The sequence below is a fragment of the Streptomyces sp. NPDC006602 genome, from assembly GCF_042870385.1.
Lineage (GTDB): Bacteria > Actinomycetota > Actinomycetes > Streptomycetales > Streptomycetaceae > Streptomyces.
This window is the reverse complement of the sequence record NZ_JBIAHG010000022.1, coordinates 59263-79387: the sequence shown is the minus strand read 5'-3', so window position 1 is coordinate 79387 and position 20125 is coordinate 59263. Positions and strand designations below refer to the sequence as shown.

Annotated in this window: 15 protein-coding genes; 2 read left to right on the top strand and 13 right to left on the bottom strand. The window is 70.9% G+C overall.

The window, feature by feature from the left end; genetic code table 11:
• Positions 1–110: 110 nt before the first annotated feature.
• Complete coding sequence (locus ACFYO2_RS36185) at positions 111–557, bottom strand: MarR family winged helix-turn-helix transcriptional regulator (RefSeq protein WP_388357902.1); 447 nt, start codon at positions 555–557, stop codon at positions 111–113.
• A 96-nt stretch (positions 558–653) separates the two neighbouring features.
• Between ACFYO2_RS36185 and ACFYO2_RS36180 the strand changes: the two genes are divergently transcribed.
• Positions 654–1028 carry a cupin domain-containing protein gene (locus ACFYO2_RS36180; protein ID WP_388357899.1) on the top strand — a complete coding sequence of 125 codons (375 nt, stop codon included), beginning with the start codon at positions 654–656 and terminating at the stop codon, positions 1026–1028.
• Positions 1029–1031: 3 nt separating this feature from the next.
• Here ACFYO2_RS36180 and ACFYO2_RS36175 read toward each other — a convergent pair whose 3' ends face one another.
• The 10 genes from ACFYO2_RS36175 to ACFYO2_RS36130 all read right to left on the bottom strand — a co-directional run bounded on the left by ACFYO2_RS36175 (position 1032) and on the right by ACFYO2_RS36130 (position 16136).
• Entirely contained in the window at positions 1032–2000 is a 969-nt protein-coding gene (locus tag ACFYO2_RS36175) for a hypothetical protein (RefSeq protein ID WP_388357898.1), read from the bottom strand.
• Entirely contained in the window at positions 1997–5407 is a 3411-nt protein-coding gene (locus tag ACFYO2_RS36170; RefSeq protein WP_388357896.1) for a DNA polymerase III subunit alpha, read from the bottom strand. The genes ACFYO2_RS36175 and ACFYO2_RS36170 overlap by 4 nt, the downstream gene beginning before the upstream one ends.
• Before the next feature lie 389 nt (positions 5408–5796).
• Complete coding sequence (locus ACFYO2_RS36165; protein WP_388357893.1) at positions 5797–6879, bottom strand: S1 family peptidase; 1083 nt, start codon at positions 6877–6879, stop codon at positions 5797–5799.
• A 230-nt stretch (positions 6880–7109) separates the two neighbouring features.
• Positions 7110–8087 carry a slipin family protein gene (locus ACFYO2_RS36160; protein ID WP_388357891.1) on the bottom strand — a complete coding sequence of 326 codons (978 nt, stop codon included), beginning with the start codon at positions 8085–8087 and terminating at the stop codon, positions 7110–7112.
• A gap of 153 nt (positions 8088–8240) precedes the next feature.
• Positions 8241–9149: a S1 family peptidase gene (locus ACFYO2_RS36155; RefSeq protein ID WP_388357889.1), complete on the bottom strand. Its 909-nt coding sequence runs from the start codon at positions 9147–9149 to the stop codon at positions 8241–8243.
• Positions 9150–9359: 210 nt separating this feature from the next.
• Complete coding sequence (locus ACFYO2_RS36150; protein WP_388357886.1) at positions 9360–10151, bottom strand: DUF1684 domain-containing protein; 792 nt, start codon at positions 10149–10151, stop codon at positions 9360–9362.
• A 4-nt stretch (positions 10152–10155) separates the two neighbouring features.
• Positions 10156–11508, bottom strand: coding sequence for an NtaA/DmoA family FMN-dependent monooxygenase (locus ACFYO2_RS36145; protein ID WP_388357883.1), 1353 nt, complete (start codon positions 11506–11508; stop codon positions 10156–10158).
• Positions 11505–12584 carry an LLM class flavin-dependent oxidoreductase gene (locus ACFYO2_RS36140; protein WP_388357880.1) on the bottom strand — a complete coding sequence of 360 codons (1080 nt, stop codon included), beginning with the start codon at positions 12582–12584 and terminating at the stop codon, positions 11505–11507. Before ACFYO2_RS36140 ends, ACFYO2_RS36145 begins: the two co-directional genes overlap by 4 nt.
• Positions 12585–12675: 91 nt before the next feature.
• Positions 12676–14433, bottom strand: coding sequence for an FAD/NAD(P)-binding protein (locus ACFYO2_RS36135; RefSeq protein ID WP_388357877.1), 1758 nt, complete (start codon positions 14431–14433; stop codon positions 12676–12678).
• Between the two features lie 506 nt (positions 14434–14939).
• A complete protein-coding gene (locus ACFYO2_RS36130) occupies positions 14940–16136 on the bottom strand; it encodes a DUF5685 family protein (protein WP_388357874.1) in 1197 nt (398 codons plus the stop codon).
• Positions 16137–16436: 300 nt separating this feature from the next.
• On the opposite strand from ACFYO2_RS36130, the gene ACFYO2_RS36125 reads away from it, so the two are divergent.
• A complete protein-coding gene (locus ACFYO2_RS36125) occupies positions 16437–16877 on the top strand; it encodes a cell division protein SepF (protein WP_388357871.1) in 441 nt (146 codons plus the stop codon).
• A 39-nt stretch (positions 16878–16916) separates the two neighbouring features.
• Here ACFYO2_RS36125 and ACFYO2_RS36120 read toward each other — a convergent pair whose 3' ends face one another.
• The gene (locus ACFYO2_RS36120; RefSeq protein WP_388357868.1) at positions 16917–18125 is read right to left on the bottom strand and encodes an acyl-CoA dehydrogenase family protein; all 1209 of its coding nucleotides are present in this window, start codon (positions 18123–18125) and stop codon (positions 16917–16919) included.
• Between the two features lie 188 nt (positions 18126–18313).
• Positions 18314–19912 carry an MFS transporter gene (locus ACFYO2_RS36115; RefSeq protein WP_388357865.1) on the bottom strand — a complete coding sequence of 533 codons (1599 nt, stop codon included), beginning with the start codon at positions 19910–19912 and terminating at the stop codon, positions 18314–18316.
• Between the last annotated feature and the right edge of the window lie 213 nt (positions 19913–20125).

Below are 20125 nucleotides of genomic sequence, written 5' to 3'. Positions count from 1 at the left end.
TCACTCGTCAAGTTACGGGCGAGTAGTGCACTTGTGAAGTTACGCGTCAGTAAAAACTTCCAGTGGTAACCATCGACGACTGGAGCCACTGATAAGGCACTGACGAATCGTCACCAGGCGGGCTTGATGGGACCATAGGGTGCAATGCGCCCCAATCGGTCGCGCAACGCGCGCACTTCACCCTCACCGAGCAGCGCCACCCACGCACCCACGGCTTCCGCGGCCGCCTCCTCCGCCGCACGGGTGCAGGCCCAACCCCGCCCGGTCAGCACGACCAGCCGGGCCCTGGCGTCGCCGGGATGCGGACGGCGCTCGGCGTACCCCTTGCGCACGATCTCGTCGACCAGCTGACTGGCGGCCTGCTTGGTCACCCCGAGGTGGGCCGCGAGCTCGGTGACCGTCGCCCCGTCCGGGGTGAGCCGGACGAACGCGAAGCCGTGCGCGGGCCTGATCCCGTCGAAGCCACGGGCGACGACACCCTCGTTGATGCGCTGCGTGAGCTCACCGGCGACGGCGAGCAGGGCGGCGGACAGGGCCATGGCTTCGGAGTTCTCCACGGAGGCATTGAAACACTCTTGACTGGATGGTCAAGCTGCTTGACTATGAACCAAGAAGTAGTCAAGCAGCTTGACCATCTATCCATCGGAGAGCCCATGCCCGTCATCCGCCCGTCCGAAGCCGTCACCCACGAGATCCACGGCGCCCGCTTCGTCTCGCACGCCACTCCCCTGACCGGCAGCAAGGAACTGTGCGCCTGGCGCGGCGAGATCCCGGCGGGGACCAAGGCCCCCGCGCACACCGTCAACCGGGAGGAGATCTTCCATGTGCTCAGCGGCGAACTGCTGATGACCCTCGACGGCCACACCCACCGCGTCACCGCGGGCGACACCGTGATCATCAACCCCGGGTCGACCCTCGCCGTCGAGAACCCGACGACCGAGGTCGCCACCTCCTGGGTCACCACCTCCATCGGCCTGGAGGCGGAACTCGCCGACGGCACCCGGATCACACCCCCGTGGGCCAACTGATCCCTACGCGGCCAGCGTCCCAGGCATCACCGCACGCGGCCCGAACTTCGCTCGGGCGCGGTCCGCGACCTCCTCGATGCGGCGGGCCTTCTCGTCCACGGGGTCGAAGGCGAGCTGGTAGGAGGCCTGTTCGGCGGGGCCGAGGGCCTCGGCGCGGAGGGTGACCGAGCGGACCCGGGCGCGCTGGAGGCCGAGGGCCTCGTACATGCCGTAGGCCGCCTTCGTCAGCGCGGCCGAGTGCGCGGTCGGTTCCTTGAGGGTGCGGGTGCGGCTCGTCGAGGAGCGGTCGGCGTAGCGCACGGTGAGGGTCAGGGTGCCGCAGACCTTGTCGAGGGCGCGCAGCCGGGCGCCCAGTTCCTCGGCGGCCGAGAGCAGGGCACGGCGGTGCCGGTCGGCGTCCAGCTCGTCCCGGTCGAAGGGACGTTCGGCGGCCAGGGAACGGGACACGGCGTTCGGCACGACCCGGCCGCGGTCGATGCCGTTCGCCTTCTCGTGCAGTTCACGGCCTGTTTTCGCACCGACCAGACGCTGGAGTGTCGACAGGGGTGCGGCGGCGACCAGGCCGAGGGTGTCGAGGCCGTACTCGCCCAGCGTGCGGGCGGTGGCGACGCCGACGCCGGGGAGCGCGGCGACGGGTTTCCCCGCGAGGAACTCCTCGACGGCGTCCTCGGGCACCGCGCAGGTCACCCCCGGCTCGGCAGCGCGCAGCGCGATGCGGGCCAGCATCGGGCCCGGCCCGGCGCCGATCACACAGTCGACGCCGTACAGCGCGAGCGACCGGACCCGGATCACCGACGCCAGCTCCACCGCGCTGCGCCCGAAGTAGCGTTCGGCGCCCCGCAGATCGGCCAGTGCCCCGTCCGGCGGCAGCGCCTCGACGACGGGCGTGAACTCCTCGAGCAATCCGAGCAGCCCCGGCAGGGCCGCCTCGTGCGTCGGCGGCAGCTGGAAACGTACGCAGAGGATGGTCATCCCGCACTCCCCGGACTCTGATGCCACAACTTCCGTACCTTCGCGGGCTCTTCGCCCGCCGGGCGCAGATCGGCCCACGGATGCAGTTCGTATCCGGTGGGCATCTGGATTCGCCTGCCGCCCGTCGAATCGCCGCCTCCTTCCGGCATGGGCTCCGCCAGCCGTGCCGCCACCACGTCGAGCCCGCCCTCGGCTCGCAGTTCAACCAGTTCGGCGAGGTTCCAGGCGGCCGAGCCCACCACGCTGAGGCTGCGCGGGCCGCGGCGCTGCACCACCCCGCGCACCAGCAGCAGCCAGGAGTGGAAGACGGTGTGCGCGCAGGCGTCGTGGGAGTCGTCGAAGAAGGCGAGGTCGACCAGGCCGGTGCCGTCGTCCAGGGTGGAGAAGATGACCCGCTTGCCGGACCGGATCGGCGGCGTCTGGGTGGCCGCCTTGGCGCCCGCGACCAGTACGGTCTCCCCGTGCCGCGCCTCCCGCAGCCGCCGCGCCGACACCACGCCCAGCTCGTCGAGGAACGCCCGGTGATCGTCCATCAGGTTGCGTGAGGCGTCCATGGAGAGCACACCCAGCTCGGCACTCAGCTTCTCCGCCGGGGAGAGGTCGGGCAGCCCGGCGGGTGCGGTCTTCCGCCCACCGGCCAACGGGAGCTGACCGCCGCCCGCGCCCCGGGCGCCGCGCTGCAGCTCGGTCAGGTGCAGTTGCAGATCACGGCGGTTGGCACCGAAGGCGTCCAACGCGCCGACCTGCGCGAGCCGCCCGGCGACCGGCCGGCTCGGGCGGGCCCGTTCCCAGAAGTCGAGCAGCGAGGCGTACGGCTGCCCGTCCGCGATCCGCGCCGCCTCGGCCTCGCTGATGCCGTGGACGTCGGAGAGGGCCAACCGCAGTCCCCACGCCTTTGATTCAGACACCAGTTCGATACGGTGGGCGACCGCCGACCTGTTCACGTCCAACGGCAGGATCGGCACCCCGCGCCGCCGCGCGTCCGCCAGCAGCAGCCGCTTCGGGTACATCCCGGGGTCGTGCGTGAGCAGTCCGGCATAGAAGGCGGCCGGGTGATGCGCTTTCAGCCATGCCGACTGGTATGTCGGTACGGCGAAGGCGACCGCGTGCGCCTTGCAGAAGCCGTACGAGCCGAAGGCCTCGATGATCTCCCAGGTCCGCTGAATCGTTTCTGCGTCATAGCCCTTCGCCGCCGCGTGCTGCGCGAACCAGATCCTGATCCGCCCCTGCGACTCCAGGTCGGACAGCCCGCGCCGCACCTGGTCCGCCACCCCGCGCCCGCAGCCGGTCATGATGTCGACGATGTCGATGATCTGCTCGTGGAAGACGACGACACCGTACGTCTCCTTCAACGGCCTCTCCAGGTCCGGGTGCGGATAGCGGATCGGCGCCCGTCCGTGCCGTGCCTCGATGAACGGCCGCACCATGTCGGCGGCGACCGGACCGGGCCTGAAGAGCGAGATGTCGACGACCAGGTCGTGGAAGGTGGCCGGCTGCAGCCGCCCCACCAGGTCCCGCTGACCCGGCGACTCGATCTGGAAGCAGCCCAAGGTCTCGGTGGAACGGATGAGCCGGTACGTCGCCGGGTCGCCGCCCTGCACCGCGTCCAGGTCGATCCGCTCCCCCGTCGCCCGCTCCACCTCCGCGACCGCGTGCGCCATCGCCGACTGCATCCGCACGCCCAGCACGTCGAGCTTGAGCAACCCGAGGTCCTCGACGTCGTCCTTGTCGAACTGCGCCATGGGCAGCCCCTCGCCGCTGGTCGGCATGACCGGCGTACGGGAGAGCAGGGAGGCGTCGGAGAGCAGGACCCCGCAGGGGTGCATGGCGACTCCGCGCGGGAGGGCGTCGAGGGCCTCGACCAGTTCCCAGAGCCCGCCGTACCGCTCCCTCTCCCCCGCCAACTGGCTGAGTTCGGGCAGTTCGTCGAGGGCCGCGCGGGCGTCGCGGGCGCGGATGTGCGGGAAGGACTTGGCGATGCGGTCGATGTCGGCCGGGTCCATGGACAGGGCCGCGCCGACGTCACGGATCGCGTGCCGCACCCGGTAGGTCTCCGGCATCGCGACCGTCGCGACCCGCTCGGTGCCGAACCGGCCGATGATCGCGCGGTAGACCTCCAGGCGGCGCGCGGACTCCACGTCGATGTCGATGTCCGGCAGGACGATCCGTTCCTTGGACAGGAAGCGCTCCATCAGCAGCCCGTGCGCGACCGGGTCGGCGTGCGCGATGCCGAGGAGGTGGTTGACGAGGGAACCGGCGCCGGAGCCGCGGGCGGCGACCCGGATGCCCATGTCCCGTACGTCGTCCACCACTTGGGCCACCGTCAGGAAGTAGGAGGCGAAGCCGTGGTGGGCGATGATGTCCAGTTCCTGGTGCATCCGGTCCCAGTACGGGCGCTTCCCGGCGTAACCGTGCAGCACCATCCCCGCCGCCGCCCGCGAGGCCAGTGCCCGCTGTGCGGTGCGGCGGCCCGCGCCGACCAGGTGCGGCTCGGGGAAGTGGACGGTGCCGATGCCGAGGTCGTCCTCGGGGTCGACCAGGCACTCGGCAGCGGTCGCCCGGGTCTGTTCCAGCAGGCGGTGGGCGGTGTCGCGCCGGAAGCCGGCGGCCTCGACGACCCGCTCGGCGGCCTGGACCATGGCGCCCGCGTCCTTGAGCCAGGCTTCGCCGGAGTCCAGTTCCCCGGTCGCGTCGACGGGCACCAGGCGGCGGGCGGCGTCCAGGACGTCGGCGACCGGGCCGAGGCCGGGGTCGGCGTAGCGGACGGCGTTACTGAGCACGGGCCGGATCCGCTGCTCGGCGGAGAAGCCGACGGTACGGGCGGCAAGGCGCAGGGAGCCGGGGCCGGTGCCCTCGCGGCCGTGCCAGACGGCTTCGAGGCGCAGGGCGTCGCCGTATACCTCCCGCCAGGGGGCCAGCAGCTGGGCGGCCCGGTCCGGGCGCCCCGCGGCGAGGGCGCGGCCGACGTCGGAGGCGGGGCCGAGCAGGACGGTCAGGCCGTCCGCCTTGTTGTCGGCCCAGGGCAGCAGGGGCGCGCCCTCCCCCGCGTGCGCCGCCGTGACGAGCCGGCACAGGTCGGCCCAGCCGCGGGCGCCGTCCCGGGCGAGGAAGGTGACGCGGGGTGTCGACTCGTCGATGAAGGCACCTCCGCGCACGGGGGTGCGGCGCCGCTCCTGCCGTTCGCCCCCGGGTGTCTCCACCGCGAGGTCCGCGCCGAACAGCGGGCGGACCCCTTCCTTCGCACAGGCCTTGGCGAAGCGCACCGTGCCGGCGACGGTGTCGCGGTCGGTGAGGGCGAGGGCGTCCATGCCCCGTTCGGAGGCGCGCTCGGCCAGCCGCTCCGGGTGTGAGGCTCCGTATCGCAGGGAGAACCCGGAGACGGTGTGCAGATGCGTGAAACCCGGCACACGCACCTCCCGCACTCGTGAGCCCGGCGAGCTCTCGAACATCTGTTCCCAACCACCTCACCCCCACCATAGACCAATTCTCGAATACGTGTGCTACATCCGTTCGGGCCCTTTCTACCTGCACAAACGCCCCACAGCCCGGACCGTGAGGGCATGACGCAGACCGCTCCTGAAGACTGAGCGGGAGCGATTCCTGTGGCCAGAACTCCTGCCCAGCCGGGTGCCCCGAACTATGTTGGGCACCCTGGTTGCGGCCGTGCCGCTCGCGGCCCCCACGCAAGCCGTTCTCGTACGACGTGAAGTCCCGCCCCTCGCGCGCGGGGCGGGACTTCACGAAACCGAACCGCGGTAACCGGATCAGGCGATCCGGTTACCGGTACGGGCCGGGGTCAGCCGATCTGCGTGCCGGTCGCCGACAGCGCCTCGGTCACCGGCTGGAAGAAGGTCTCCCCGCCCGAGGTGCAGTCACCGCTGCCGCCGGAGGTGAGGCCGATCGCGCTGCTGCCCGAGAAGAGGGAGCCGCCACTGTCGCCGGGTTCGGCGCAGACGTCGGTCTGGATCAGGCCGTTGACGATGTCACCGTTGCCGTAGTTCACGGTGGCGTCCAGACCCGTGACCGTGCCGTCGTGCACCTGGGTCGTGGAGCCGCTGCGGGTGACCTGCATGCCGACGGTGGCCGCGGCCGCGCCGGTGATCTGCTGGGCGGAGCCGTCGTACAGGTCCACCTCGCTCGGGTGGTCCACCTCGGCGGTGTACTTGACCAGGCCGTAGTCGTTGTCCGGGAAGCTGGAGACCTCGTTGGTGCCGATCTCGGTGCCACTGGAGTCCGACCAGGTGGAGATGGCCTCGGTGCAGTGCCCGGCGGTGAGGAAGTACGGCTCGCCGCCCTTGACCACGTTGAAACCGAGCGAGCAGCGCCCGCCGCTTCCGGTGATGGCGTCGCCGCCCGCGACGAAGGGCTTGAACTCCCCCTTCGTCGTCTTGAGTTCGGCCGCGGTGCCGAGCTCGTCGACGACCTTGGTCAGCTTGGCCAGTTCGGCCTTGGAGACCGTACGGTCCGCGGTGACGACAACCTTGTTGGTGGTCGGGTCGGTTGCCCAGGAGGTACCCGGGATGGTCGCGTCCTGCTTGAGGGTGCCGCGGGCGCTCTTCAGCTCGGCGAGGGAGTTCTCGACGATTCTCGCCTGGGCGCCGGCCTCCTCGACGGTCTTGGCCGCGGCCGCGTCGAGCACGTTGACCACGAGGCTCTTGGTCTTCGCGTCGTAGAACGTGCCCGCGGCGTCGGCGCCGAGGTCCTGGCCGAGCGTCGAGGCGAGCTTTCCGGCCGCCAGGGCCGAAAGGACCTGTGGTTCAGGGGTGTTCGCAGGCTCGCTGGCGTTCGCGGTCTGGAAGGTGACTCCCGCGGCGACCAGTGCGGCGATTCCCGCACCTGCCACGGCGGCCCGCCGCCTGGGTATGCGTCGGTGCTTCAACTCGCGTCCTCCTGTGGGGGGTCGGCCCGGAGGTTGTGGGGACCTCGCGGACCGGAAGGCTGGTTGACGAGCGCCCACTCTTCCGAACCCCACAGGGGGCGCACAAGGTCGACTTCCGGACGCGCGTAGAACGCGGTTGCGCGCCCTTTTGATTTTGACTGTCCACGGTCACCCCAGGCCCTTCGCACCGCAAACACTACGCGCGAGTAACCTTCATCAGCCTGTGAGGCCTAGTCCTGTCTTGAAATCGCCCCTCGCACCCCGGAGTTCGGCCGGGGCTCGACGGGCGGAAGTTGCTCCTGCACCGGTTGCTGCACCTCGTAAGGCTCCGGTTGTCGCACCGCCGGAGGCGTCGCTTGCTGTACTCCCGGAGGCGTCGGCTGAGGCACCCCCGGAGGCGTCGGCTGCTGCGCCACCGAAGGCCCCGGCTGCTGCGCCACGGGAGGCCCCGCTTGCGCCCTCTCCAGGAACCGCAGCAGCTCCACCGGGAACGGCAGCACCAGCGTCGAGTTCTTCTCGGCCGCGACCGCCACCACCGTCTGCAGCAGCCGCAGTTGCAGCGCGGCGGGCTGCTCGGACATCTCCTTGGCGGCCTCGGCCAGTTTCTTCGACGCCTGGAGTTCGGCGTCGGCGTTGATGACCCGGGCCCGGCGCTCCCGGTCGGCCTCCGCCTGGCGGGCCATGGACCGCTTCATGGTCTCGGGCAGCGAGACGTCCTTGATCTCCACCCGGTCGATGGTGACGCCCCACTCCACGGCCGGGCTGTCGATCATCAACTCCAGGCCCTCATTGAGCTTTTCGCGGTTGGAGAGCAGATCGTCCAGCTCGCTCTTGCCGATGATGGACCGCAGCGAGGTCTGCGCCATCTGCGCGACCGCGAACCGGTAGTCCTCCACACGGACGACCGCCTCGGCCGGCGCGGTCACCTTGAAGTAGACGACGGCGTCGACCCGCACCGTGACGTTGTCCCGGGTGATGCCCTCCTGCCCGGGTACCGGCATCGTCACGATCTGCATGTTGACCTTCCGGAGCTTGTCGATGCCCGGAACGATCATGGTGAAGCCCGGTCCGCGCACCTCCGGCCGGAGCTTGCCGAGCCGGAAGACCACACCCCGTTCGTACTGCTTGACGACCCGCGCCGCCGCCATCGCGTACACCGCCCCGGCGGACGCGAGCGTCGCTCCCGCCGCCACCAGCTCCTCGACCATCCCGGCCCCCAGGGTCCGATGCGACCGCCTGTACGACGACGGTAGCTCCGGTGCGGAACAAGGGCGAGCCCCCGCACGACAGTTGCGTGCGGGGGCTCGTCTGCTGCCGGCTGCAGATGTTCCTGGTGTTCGAGGTACTGCTGCGGCGAGGTCCTAGAAGACGCTCACGCCATAGGCGTTCAGGGCCTCCACGACCGGCTGGAAGAAGGTCGTACCGCCGGAGGAGCAGTTGCCGCTGCCGCCGGAGGTCAGACCGTAGGCGACACCGTTGGTGCCGTACAGCGAGCCGCCGGAGTCGCCGGGCTCGGCGCAGACCGTGGTCTGGATCATGCCGTAGACGATGTCGCCGCCACCGTAGTTGACGGTCGCGTTGAGGGCGGTGACCCGGCCGCTGTGGATGCCGGTGGTCGAGCCGTCACGGGTGACCGTGGTGCCGACGCTCGGGGTGCCGGCGCTGGTGATGTCCGTGTTGCCGGCGGTGCCCGACTTGGTGACCGACGTGTTGGTGTACCGGACGATGCCGTAGTCGTTCGTCGGGAAGCTGGAGCCCGCCGTGGTGCCGAGGGTCGTGGTGTGGTTCGAGTTGGACCACCAGGTGCCCGCGCCGTCGGTGCAGTGACCGGCGGTCAGGAAGTAGTAGTTGCCCGAGCTGTCACGGACGTTGAAGCCGAGGGAGCAGCGCCAGCTACTCGCATAGATGGCGTCGCCGCCCGCGATGTACTTCTGGAACTTGCCCGTGGTGCGCTTGATCGTGAGCGCGTCGGCATTGCTGCCCGCCTGCTCCTTGATCTTCGCGATCTCGGCCTGGGAGACCGTGCTGTCGGCGGTGACGACGACACGGTTGGTCTTGCTGTCGACCGCCCAGGCGGTGCCCGGGACGTCGGCCTTGAGCACCGAACTGCTGGCGCTCTTCAGGGCGGTGGCGCTGAAAGTGGTGGGGGCGTCGGACGCGTTCGCGCTGGGGACCGCGATCGCGGCGGCAGCGGCGAGGCCGGCGGTCACGGCGATCAGCCGGGTCCGTCTGGTGATGCCGCTACGGGGGGTGGTGCGCTTGATCCTCACTTTTTCGTTCCTCCACATGGGAAGTCGGGGGCCCTCGTGGGGTCGGGCCCGTGAGGCGCAGCCAGGATGCCGGGTGCCCGGATTCCGAACACGCCGTGCTCCTGACAAGCGCTGTGGGGAATATTCGGCCGAACGGCCGGTAGGCGCAAGGGCGCCTTTCGGCCGTCAACCTTTAAACGACCTTTATGGTCTACGCGAGATGACCGCTCCTCAGAGCAGGTTGCGCTCCCCCGCCCCGACCGCGACGTCGAGGATGTTCCCCGGCGGCGGGAAGGGACAGATGAAGTGGTCGGCGAAGGCACACGGCGGCAGCAGCGCCCGGTTGAGGTCGACCGTCGTACGACCGTCGGCGTCGGGTGCGGCGGGCCGCAGGAACCGGAATCGATAACTGCCGTTGCCGCTCGTGGCATCGCCGAAAACCGCCCACAGCGAACCGTCACCCTGGACGCTCACCTGGAGCGTCTGTTCCCGCCCGTCCAGACTGAAGGCCAGCTCTCCGCCAAGGCCGAGACCGCGCGCCCGTCCGTCCGCGTTCTCGACGCGTACGGTGCGGTCCTCGCCGTACGGTGTGAAGCGCCCCGGCACCGACCAGCGCGGATCGTACGGCGTGGCCTCGATGCCCCGAAAGGCCCGGTGGGCAGCGGAGCCGGGGTCGAAGTCGCGCACGCCCCACACGCCTTCACGCACCAGCACGACCAGCCGCCGCTCGCCGTACGCCACCCGGGCGGCAGCGGCAGGGCCCGCGTCGGCGGTGAGGCGCACCGCACCGGCGAAGGGCTGCCCGTCCACGGTGAGACCGTCCCCGGCGGCGGCGGTGAGAACGACCCCGTCGCCCTCGACGCTCCATGAGCCGGGGGTGTCCGGAAGTCGCCCGTCCGGATAGTCCTCCAGCCAGTGTGTGCCGGTCAGCGCGAGCGGTCCGTAGGGCGCCGCCACCGTCTCGACGCGGTGCTGGTGCCACTGCTTCCAGGCGCCGGATCCCTCGGATGCGTCCGTCGTCATGTGATCAGCCTTTCCCTACCGGGTCGGTGAGCCCGAGGTGTGAGCGCAGGGTAGTGCCCTCGTATTCCGTACGGAACGCGCCGCGCTCCTGGAGCAGCGGCACCACCCGGTCCACGAACTCGTCGAGCCCGCCGGGAGTGAGGTGCGGGACGAGAACGAAGCCGTCGGCCGCGTCCCGCCGTACGATCAGGTCGAGTTCGGCCGCGACCGTCTCCGGAGTGCCGACGAAGGGCTGCCGGCCGCCGCCCGCCTCGATCACGGCCTGCCGGATGGACAGCCCCTGCGCCTTCGCCGGCACCGGACTCCCCCACTCCCGGGTTCGCCCGAGCGGAGGGAGCCCCTTCTCGGCCACCGCCACGCTGTCTGCGCGCCGGGTCCGCTCCTGCGTGATCGCCGGCTCCGCCACCGGGCCGGTCTCGGGCAGCGGACCGTCCGGGTCGTGGGACGACAGATCGACGTCCGAGATCCACTCCGGCGTGCGGAGGGCGTTCCGCGGGGAGACCTGCTGCCGCTGGATCCCGGCCGCCCGCTCCCGCGCCTCGGCGGCGGTGTCGCCGAGAACGACCGTGACGCCGGGCATGATCTTCAGGTCGTCGGAGGTACGGCCGTACTTCGCCAGGCGCCCCTTGACATCGGCGTAGAAGGCGCGTCCGGCCTCCAGGGACCCGTGCCGGCTGAAGATCACGTCGGCCGTGGCAGCGGCGAACTCCCGTTCCTCTTCCGAGTCCGCCGCCTGGATGACGACCGGGTGCCCCTGCGGCGAGCGCGGGAGGCCGAACTCGCCCGCGATGTCGAAGTGCCGCCCCTGGTGCGCGAAGGGGCGGGGGACTCCGTCCGGAGTCCAGGAGCCCCACAACTCCCGCACGGCGGCTACGAATTCGGCGGCACGGGCGTAGGCATCGTCGGCCCGGTCGAGATATCCCCCGCGCCGGAAGTTCTCTCCCGTGAAGGCGGAGGAGACCACCACGTTCCAGGCGGCCCGACCGCCGCTGAGGTGGTCCAACGTGGCCAGTCTGCGGGCCAGTTCGTAGGGCTCGTGGAAGGTGGCGTTGAGGGTCACGGCGAGTCCCAGCCGGTCGGTCACCCCGGCGAGGGCGCCCAGCACGGTGAGCGCCTCAGGACGCCCCACCACGTCCAAGTCGCGGATCCGCCCCTCGTCTTCACTCGGCCGCAGCCCCTCCGCGAGCAAGAAGAAGTCGAACAGGCCGCGTTCGGCCGTGTGGGCGAGGTGCTCGTAGGAGGGGAACTCGATCTGTGACCGGGAGCGGGGATCGGCCCGGACGGTGGGATTGTCGACGCCCGGCAAGTGCGCCGCAAGGTGGATCCGCTTGCGCGTGGATCGCTGCCGTACGGTCATGACGCTCCCCCTGTCACGGCGTACTGGTTGGCGGGCCGGGCGAGGCCCAGGTGCTCCCTGAGCGTGCTGCCCGGGTAGAACGTGCGGAACAGACCGCGGTGTTGCAGCAGCGCCACCGTGCCGTTGACGAGCCGCTCCAGGTCACGGCGGGGCTCGGCGGGCATGAGGTGGAAGCCGTCGGTGGTGCCGTCCGTGTACCAGGCCGCGATCAGCTCGGCGAGGTCGACGGGACCGCCCCGGTACAGCGGGCCCTGGGCGGTCTGCCGGGGGCCGCCCCCGCCGTGGCCGGGCTCGGCCGCGTACTCGCCGCCACCGAGGTCGACGACGAGACTCGCGAGGATCCGCAGGTCTTCGGGGTCCCGGCCGAAGGCCGAGGCGGTGTCCCGGAGTTGGTCCCGTACGGCAGCGAATTGCGCCGGACTCACGGCCCGGACGAGTGCCACGTCCGCGTACCGGGCGGCGGTCCGCCGGGCGTGGCTCTCGGTGGCGTCCACCACGCGCACGGGGTGACCCTGCGGAGGTCTCGGCACGATCGAGGGACCCCTGACCGAGAAGGTGGAGCCGGTGAAGTCGACGTGGTGCAGCTTGGCCCGGTCGGTGAAACGGCCGGTCGCCACGTCCCGTGTCCCGACGTCGTCCTCCCGGCTGTCCCACAACTTCGCGGCCACGTCCGCGACTTCGCCGGCCTCCTGCCACAGCGCTTCCACCGGGGCCGCGTTCCGCCGGCCGAAGAGGCGGGCCTCGCCCTCGCCGGTCGACACGCCGAGCCGCCAGCCGGCCCGGCCGCGGCTGACCCAGTCGAGGGTCGCGACGGCCGCCTGGACGTGGAAGGGCTCGGTGTGCGTGGTCGTGACGGTGGGCACCAGACCGACCCGGCTGGTGGCAGGCGCCAGCCGGGACAGGACGCAGAGCGCGTCGGGGCCCGGGCGGGCGAAGCTGTCGTCCAGGGTCACGAAGTCGAGGCCGCCGCGTTCGGCGAGCCGCGCCAGATCGACGTAGGAGTCGGCGTCGTACACCCTCTGCTGGTCGACGGCGGCGGCCAGGTGCAGCAGGCGCCGGCCGTGCGATGAGGTCATGTGGGGGAAACCCTTTCTTGGTGGGCCTCGGAGGACCCCGGAGAGGAAGGCACGGATTCCTGGCAGGAGAAGGGCAGGAGAAGGGGGTGTCTCAGGCGGCCGCACGGCCCAAGAGCGCGCTCAGGAAAGACAGCGCTGCCCGGGCCGTCGCGTCGTTCTGCCGGAACGCGGGCCCGCCGGTGCGCGGCCTGGTGAACGCGCCGGGGGTACGGCCGTCGGTGTGCGGTCCGAGGGCGAAGCGCCGGGGATGCGGCCGGCCGGCCCGGTCGAGGATCCGCCCGTCGACCGGGTCCACCCGGAGCAGCCCGTCCGGCGTCTCGGCCACCCCGTCGGCGTGCAGCTCGCGCAGCAGCGGGTCACGGGCCCGCGCGACCGTCGGCTCGGGCAGCCGCGCCTCGACCAGCGCCCGGGCCTCGACGACGGAGTCCGGCACGGTGGCGCTCGACGCCCGGAACACCCCGCCCTCGGCACTGACGGTCATGCCGGCGCCGAGGAACCGCACCACGCCCGCGCGGGACAGCGCGAGCAGTTGCCGCAGCCGGGGCCCGGGCGGCCCGGAGGCCAGATAGCTGAAGAACCCGTGCCACCAGGGCCCGATGTCCCCGAGCCGGACCAACTGGCCGTAGACGGAGAGCAGCCCGAGGAAGACGGCCAGGTCGGGGCTGTACGAAGGATCGTGCCGGCGATTCAGGTCCCCCTGGACATATCGGCGCAGGCCCTCCTGGAGCTCCTCGTAGGACCCGTACCGCACCCCCTCCAACGGGCGGTCGAGCGCGGCGAGGTCGAGCCGGTCGGCGGGGTCGGGCACGGCGGACGCGACCAGGGCCGCCCGCCCGGCCGGGTCGTCGACGGTCGCGTACTTCTCCTCGAAGACACTCCAGGCCACGGCCGTCCGCTCCGGGTGGACCGTGAACAGCCGGTGGTAGTGCGCGAAGCCCAGCTCCTTGTCCACCAGCGGCCACACGTCCCGCCGGAAGTCGAAGCCCCCCGGCCGGGCAAGCAGCCGCTCCACCTCGGCGGGCCCGAAGAACCGGGGCAGCGGCGGCCGTTCACCGGTCCAGTCGTAGGCGATCTTCGAGTGGTACGGCACTCCGCGCCGCGAACCGACGTACAGCACCGGCTCCTTGCCCGAAGGCACGTACGTGTCCCCGACGCACCGCCCGCCCCGGCCCTCGGTGAGCAGCACCATCAGGTCGACGAAGGCGAGCCCGAAGCCGCGGACGAGGACGGGTTCGCCGGGCCCGAGCGGGGACAGGTCACTGTCGGCAGTGAAGTCGGGCGGAAGGTGGACGAGGCCGTGTGCGCGGGCGTACGCCGCCAACTCGTTTTGTTCGTCGTCCGGTTCGGCGTCCAGGTGCCCGAGGGCGAGTACGACGAGGTCGGCGGGGAGCGGGCGCGCGCGGCCCTCCAGCCACACCTGTTGACGCCCCTCGGGCGGTCCGCCGACCCGCAGGGCACGGCGTGGATGGTGGTGGACGACGACACCCGGCGGCAGCGCGGCCACCGCCCGCTCGTGCACCCAGCTCAGGTAGGCGCCCTGGAGCCGCCGGTCCGCGAAGGTACGGCCGTCGATGCCGGCCCATTCGTGCAGCGTGGGGCCCTCCCGCACGGGCCCGGCCATGTCGACCGTCTCGTCGGTGAACATGGTGACGTCCTCGGCGTGCGAGTTCATCCACAGCAGCGGCGACTGGGCCGGGCGCCAGATGCGTCCGGCGCCTGGCGGATGCGGGTCGACCAGGTGGATGTCGAGGCCTGAACCGGCGTAGAGCTCGGGCGCGTTGGCGGCGATCCGCTCGATCAGGCCGGTTCCCCGCGGCCCGGCACCGACGATCACGAGGGAGGACCTCATCGGGCGGCCCGCTCGCCTGGACGCGGAGTCGGCAGGGGGGCCGCGTGCTCCGGTGTGTCCGGTGCGGCGGGGGCTTGGGCGAGGGCGTGGGAGGACATGCGAAGGCTCCGTGGCAACGAGTCGATGGATCGTCGAACTCAGACGGGTGCCTTCACACGCATGCGGCCGAGCCCCTCAGCAGGGCCGCCCTTCGAGACTACGGGTGCGTTTCCCCTCACTGTCAAGGCTGTCCAGACTGTGAGCCGTACGTCTCAAGTCGGTTGACGCGCAACCGTATGCCTGTTCCACTTGGCCCATGCATCCACAGCAGTGGCTGGTCAAGCGCTCCCACATCGACTTCGGTCGCGTGTGGTCCTCTTCCTGTTGAGCTGACCCACTGCGCGCCCTGATTCCGTAGGGCGCCTTTCGCGCTTCCTTCCTCGCCTTCACACGCGCACCCCTCCCCTCACCCAGCGCTTCTCGCTCCCAAAGACTCGCCCCCAAAGGACGGCTGGGGCGCAGGCAGCTCAGCAGGAGCAGTCGCAGTCACACCCGTCGCAGCCGTCGCAGCCGCAGCCGTCACCGCAGCAGTTCCCGCAGCAGTCACAGCAGTTGCAGCAATCACTGCAGCCGCTGCAGTCGACGTTGGTGCACAGCCCTTCGCGGCGCTGCCGGCTCCACGGGTCGTCGAACTCCCCGCAGCACATCTGGCAGGTGCAGGCGAGCCCCATCCACACCGCGCACCCGGCGAGCAGCCCGCGCCGGTCGCGGCGGGGCGGCTGCGGTGGCAGCGGTGCTCCCGGCCCGCCGGGCGGAACGTACGGTCCGGACGGCATCGCGCCCGACGGCACGCGCCCGTGCGCGCAGGAGGCCATGCCGAAGGCCCGGTCCACGGAGGTGCGCAGCTCGTGCACGAGCAGCCGGTGCGCGAGATTCGGGTCGGTGAAGTCGGCCTCCCGCAATGCGAGCCGTATCCCGTGCAAGGCGTCGTCGGCGAGCCGCCGGGCCTCCGCGAGGGGCGTCCCGGTGGCGGTGAGCGGGTTCCAGGCACCCGACGCGGCGTCGGCCTCCCTGTCCTCCACCGCGTCCAGGAGATGCGCGAGCCGTCCGAACAGGCGCCCTGCCTCGGCGAGCGGTACGGCGTTGCCGGGCCGTCCGGCCAAGGCCGCGGTGTGCGCGAAGGCGGCGGCGGTCGCGGTCTCGGTCGGTTCGGTGACCGTGAGCAGGGGCGTTCCCGGCCCGGCGAGCGCCTCGATGCCGACCTGCCGGTCCACGGCGTCGACGAGCAGGGCGGTGTCGAACCCGACGTCCGATCCGGTCCGTTCACCGGCCCGGCCCCAGCTCGCGGCGACCCGGCGCGCGGCGAGCGCCACCGGGCCGTGGGCCAGCAATCCGTCCCCGTCGGCGACATGGTCGCGCACCTTGGCGGAGGCGAGCACCAGCGAGACGGCGGCCGCGAGCCGCGAGCCCTCACCGTGCGCGACGGACGCGCTACGCATTCCGCGCAGCGGACAGGGACCCGCCGTGCGGCGCCCGCCACCGTCCTTCTCGGCCTGAGCTTCCGTCAAAACCGATATCAGCAAGCCGTCGTAGTTGGTGACGACCCTGGCGAACTGCCCGTGGTCCTTACGCAGCGCGAGGCACAGCCCGCACAAATGCGCCATCCACTGGGCTTTGAGACTCTCTGAGAGCCGGTGACGGCAGGGCCTGACGATTCCGAACACGATGATCCCCCGTGGTGCCTGCGGCGTTGAACTGCGGTGAGCTGCGGCATCGTACCGACCGCCGTGTTCACCCGTACGCACCGCCCATCACCCATACGCCGTGAAGAATCATATTTCACTCACAGTCAGCAGCCGTTTGGGGAACGACCCTTGGGACACTTGGACTCTCGACGGATTCGCTCTGCACCAGTACCGTCACAAACCCCCCGCGCGGCGTCTATCCACTTGGCACGACGTCCGCATCATGGATGACCATAGGGATGCGGAAAGCAGAAAAGACCGCTGTGAGAGGAGGCGTCCATGGGATCGGTACGCAAGGCAAGTGCCTGGCTTGGCCTCGTCGACGACAACGATGACGAGCGTTACTACGACGACGACTACTCCGAAGGGACCGAGCAGCCCGGGGAGGCCTGGGTCACCGACCCGCGGGTCAAGGTGGCTTCGGACGTCGCCGAGGAGAAGGGCCGCCGGATCGGCACGGTCACCCCGGACAGCTTCCGGGACGCCCGCGCCATCGGCGAACTGTTCCGCGAAGGCGTCCCGGTCATCATGAACCTCACGGCCATGGAGGCCGGCGACGCCAAGCGCGTCGTCGACTTCGCGGCCGGGCTGATCTTCGGCCTGCGTGGTTCGATCGAGCGCGTGTCCACCCGGGTGTTCCTGCTGACCCCCGCCAACACGGAGATCGTGAACGGCGACCCGGCCGCGCACCGCACGGACGGTTTCTTCAATCAGAGCTGAGGCAGGGCCGCTCACCGGCCCTGCCGCTGCTGGGGGAATTCAGCGGAAGGCGTCGAGCCCGGTGAGCGCCTTGCCCAGCACGAGCTGGTGCATCTCGACGGTGCCTTCGTAGGTGAGCACCGACTCGAGGTTCGTCGCGTGCCGCATCACGGGGTATTCGAGCGAGATCCCGTTGGCACCGAGGATGGTCCGGGCCGTACGGCAGATGTCGATGGCCTCGCGGACGTTGTTGAGCTTGCCGAAGCTGACCTGCTCGGGACGCAGGCGGCCGGCATCCATGCGCCGCCCGAGGTGATGGGCGAGCAGGATCCCCTTGTGCAGCTCGACCGCCATGTCGGCGAGCTTGGCCTGGGTCAGCTGGAAGGCGCCGATCGGCCGCCCGAACTGCTCCCGCGTCTTCGCGTAGTCGACCGCGGCCTGGAAGCAGCTGCGGGCCGCGCCCATCGCCCCCCACACGATGCCGTAACGGGCGTGGGAGAGGCAGCTGAGAGGGCCCTTGAGCCCTGTCACCTCCGGCAGTACGGCGTCGGCGGGCAGCCGTACGTCGTCGAGCACGAGCTCACTGGTGACGGAGGCGCGCAGGGACCACTTGTGCTTGATCTCCGGCGCGGAGAACCCGGGGCTGTCGGTCGGGACGACGAACCCCCGAATCCCGTCCTCGGTCTGCGCCCACACCACGGCGACCCCGGCGACGGACCCGTTGGTGATCCACATCTTCCGGCCGTTCAGCACCCAGTCTCCCCCACTCTCGGCTCCGCTCGAGCGGGAGGAACCCCCAGCGTCGCGCTTGGCGTACGTCCGCATGGAGGCGGGGTCGGACCCGTGGTCGGGCTCGGTCAGCCCGAAGCACCCGATGACCTCACCGGAGGCCATGCGCGGGAGCCAGTCCTGCTTCTGCTTCTCGGTCCCGAACCGATGGATGGCGTACATGGCAAGGGACCCCTGCACGGACACCAGTGACCGGATCCCGGAGTCGGCGGCCTCCAGCTCCAGACAGGCCAGCCCGTACTGCACGGCACTCGCACCGGCGCACCCGTACCCGCTGAGCGACATCCCGAGCGCGCCGATGGCGCCCAGTTCCCGGGCGAGCTCCCTGATGACGGGCAACTCCCCGCTCTCGTACCACTCGGCGACATACGGCAGCACGCGATCAGCCGCCCACGCCCGCACGGTTTCCCTGACGGCGAGGTCCTCCGGCTCGAGCAGGTCGTCGATACCGAGGAAGTCGGCGGGGTCGAACGGGGCCATGAGCACGTCCTCTCAAAACTAGCACCGCTAGTTGCGCTTCCGACCCTGACGTTACGACGGAGTCTCCCGCACGTCCAGGACATCTCCCACCACAGACGACCCGCAGCCGCCGAGGGTGCTACCCCCACAGGAGAGCTCCACCTCTCGACCGACAGTCACGGCGGTGCGTGGGTGGGAGACGCCCTGCGTCAGGCGGAGACGCGGGACTCCGCGACCTCCCGAGGTGCAGGCACCTCCACCGCGCCCACCTCCCCGCACTGCATGACCCGCGGCAACCGCAACGCCATCACCGCCCCCAGCAGCAACAACCCCGCACTCACCAGCAACGTCACATGCAGCCCGTGCACGAAACAGTCCCGAGCCGTCCGCCGCAGGGCCACCCCGGCCGACCCCCCGAGCCGCCCGGCAACCTCGTACGCCTCGCCCAGCGAATGTCCCGCCGACGCCGACGCCGACGCCGGAACCCCCGGCACCGACGACACCCCGGGCGCGTACGCCGCGTTCATCACGCTGCCGAGCAGCGCGATACCGATGCCCGCGCCCAGCTGGTACGACGTCTCCCCTATCGCCGCCGCCCCACCCGCCTGCTCCGGCGGAGCCTCGCTCAGCATCGACTCGTACGCCCCGAAGAGAGTCGTCTCCAGCCCGAAGCCCAGCAGCAGGAACCCGAACAGCAGCAGACCCGTGTTGTCCTCGCCGCCCATCGCCGTCAGCAGCAGCACGGCCACCGCCGTCAGACAGAAACCGCAGCTCACCATCCGCCGCGGCCCGAACCGCCGCAGCAGCCGCGCCCCCGCAAGACCCGCCGCCATAGCGGCGACGGTCAGCGGCAGCAGTCGTAGACCGGTCTCCAGCGGAGACAGCCCCAGCACCAGCTGCAGGTACTGCGCCGCGATCAGCTCGAGGCCGACCAGCGCGAGCATCGCCAGCACGATGCACCCCACCGACGTGCTGAACGCCGGCCGCGCGAACATCCGCAGGTCCACCAGTGGATGCGCCCGGCGCCGCTGACGCCGCACGAAGAAGACGATCAGCACCGCACCGACCACCAGCGGCACCAGCGTGAACGGGTCCAGATCCCCACTGCCGAGCCGCTTGACACCCAGCACCAGGCAGAACAGCCCGGCCGCCGCCATCAGCGCCCCGACCACGTCCCAGGGCCCGTGTCCCTTCCCCTTCGACTCGGGCAGCAGCAACCGCCCGATCGGCAGGCTGATCAGCATCAACGGGATGTTGACGAGGAACACCGAGCCCCACCAGAAGTGCTCGAGGAGGAAGCCGCCGAGCAGCGGGCCCACCGCCGCGCCGACCGCCGCGACCGCACTCCAGATACCGATCGCGAGCGCCCGCTCACGCCGGTCGGGGAAGACCTGGCGGAGGATCGACAGCGTCGCGGGCATGATCATCGCGCCGCCGACACCGAGCAGCGCCCGCGCCACGATCAGCACTTGGGCGGTGTCGGCGAGGGCGGCCATGGCCGAGGCGACGCCGAAGAGTCCGTATCCCAGCAACAGAACTCGTCTGCGGCCGACACGGTCGCCGAGGGTGCCGAAGAGGATCAGCAGCGAGGCGCAGACGAGCGGATAGACGTCGACGATCCAGAGCAGTTCTATCGCGCCGGGCTTCAGGTCCTCGGTGACGGCGGGGACCGCCACGTGCAGCACGGTCGCGTCGAGGGCGACAAGGAGCAGGCTGGCACAGAGCACCACGAGGACGACCCAGCGGTTGGCACCGGCCCCGGCCGCCCGACGGCGCAGCGCAGCGCCGGCCGTGGTCGTCCCGGACATGTACGTACCTCCCAGATGTTCCCTCGCGTTCGGCGGGGCTCACGGGGTGGGGACTCCCCATGACTCGGCCGGAGAGGAGCGGTGGTCTCCGGCCCGCGCAACGAAGGCGAGTGACACGTCAGCGTACGCGAGTTCGTGCCGGTACCAAGTGGCGGACCTCTCAGAGGTTGCGGGGAACGCGTGTGGCGTACGCCACTCCCCTCACTCGCGACC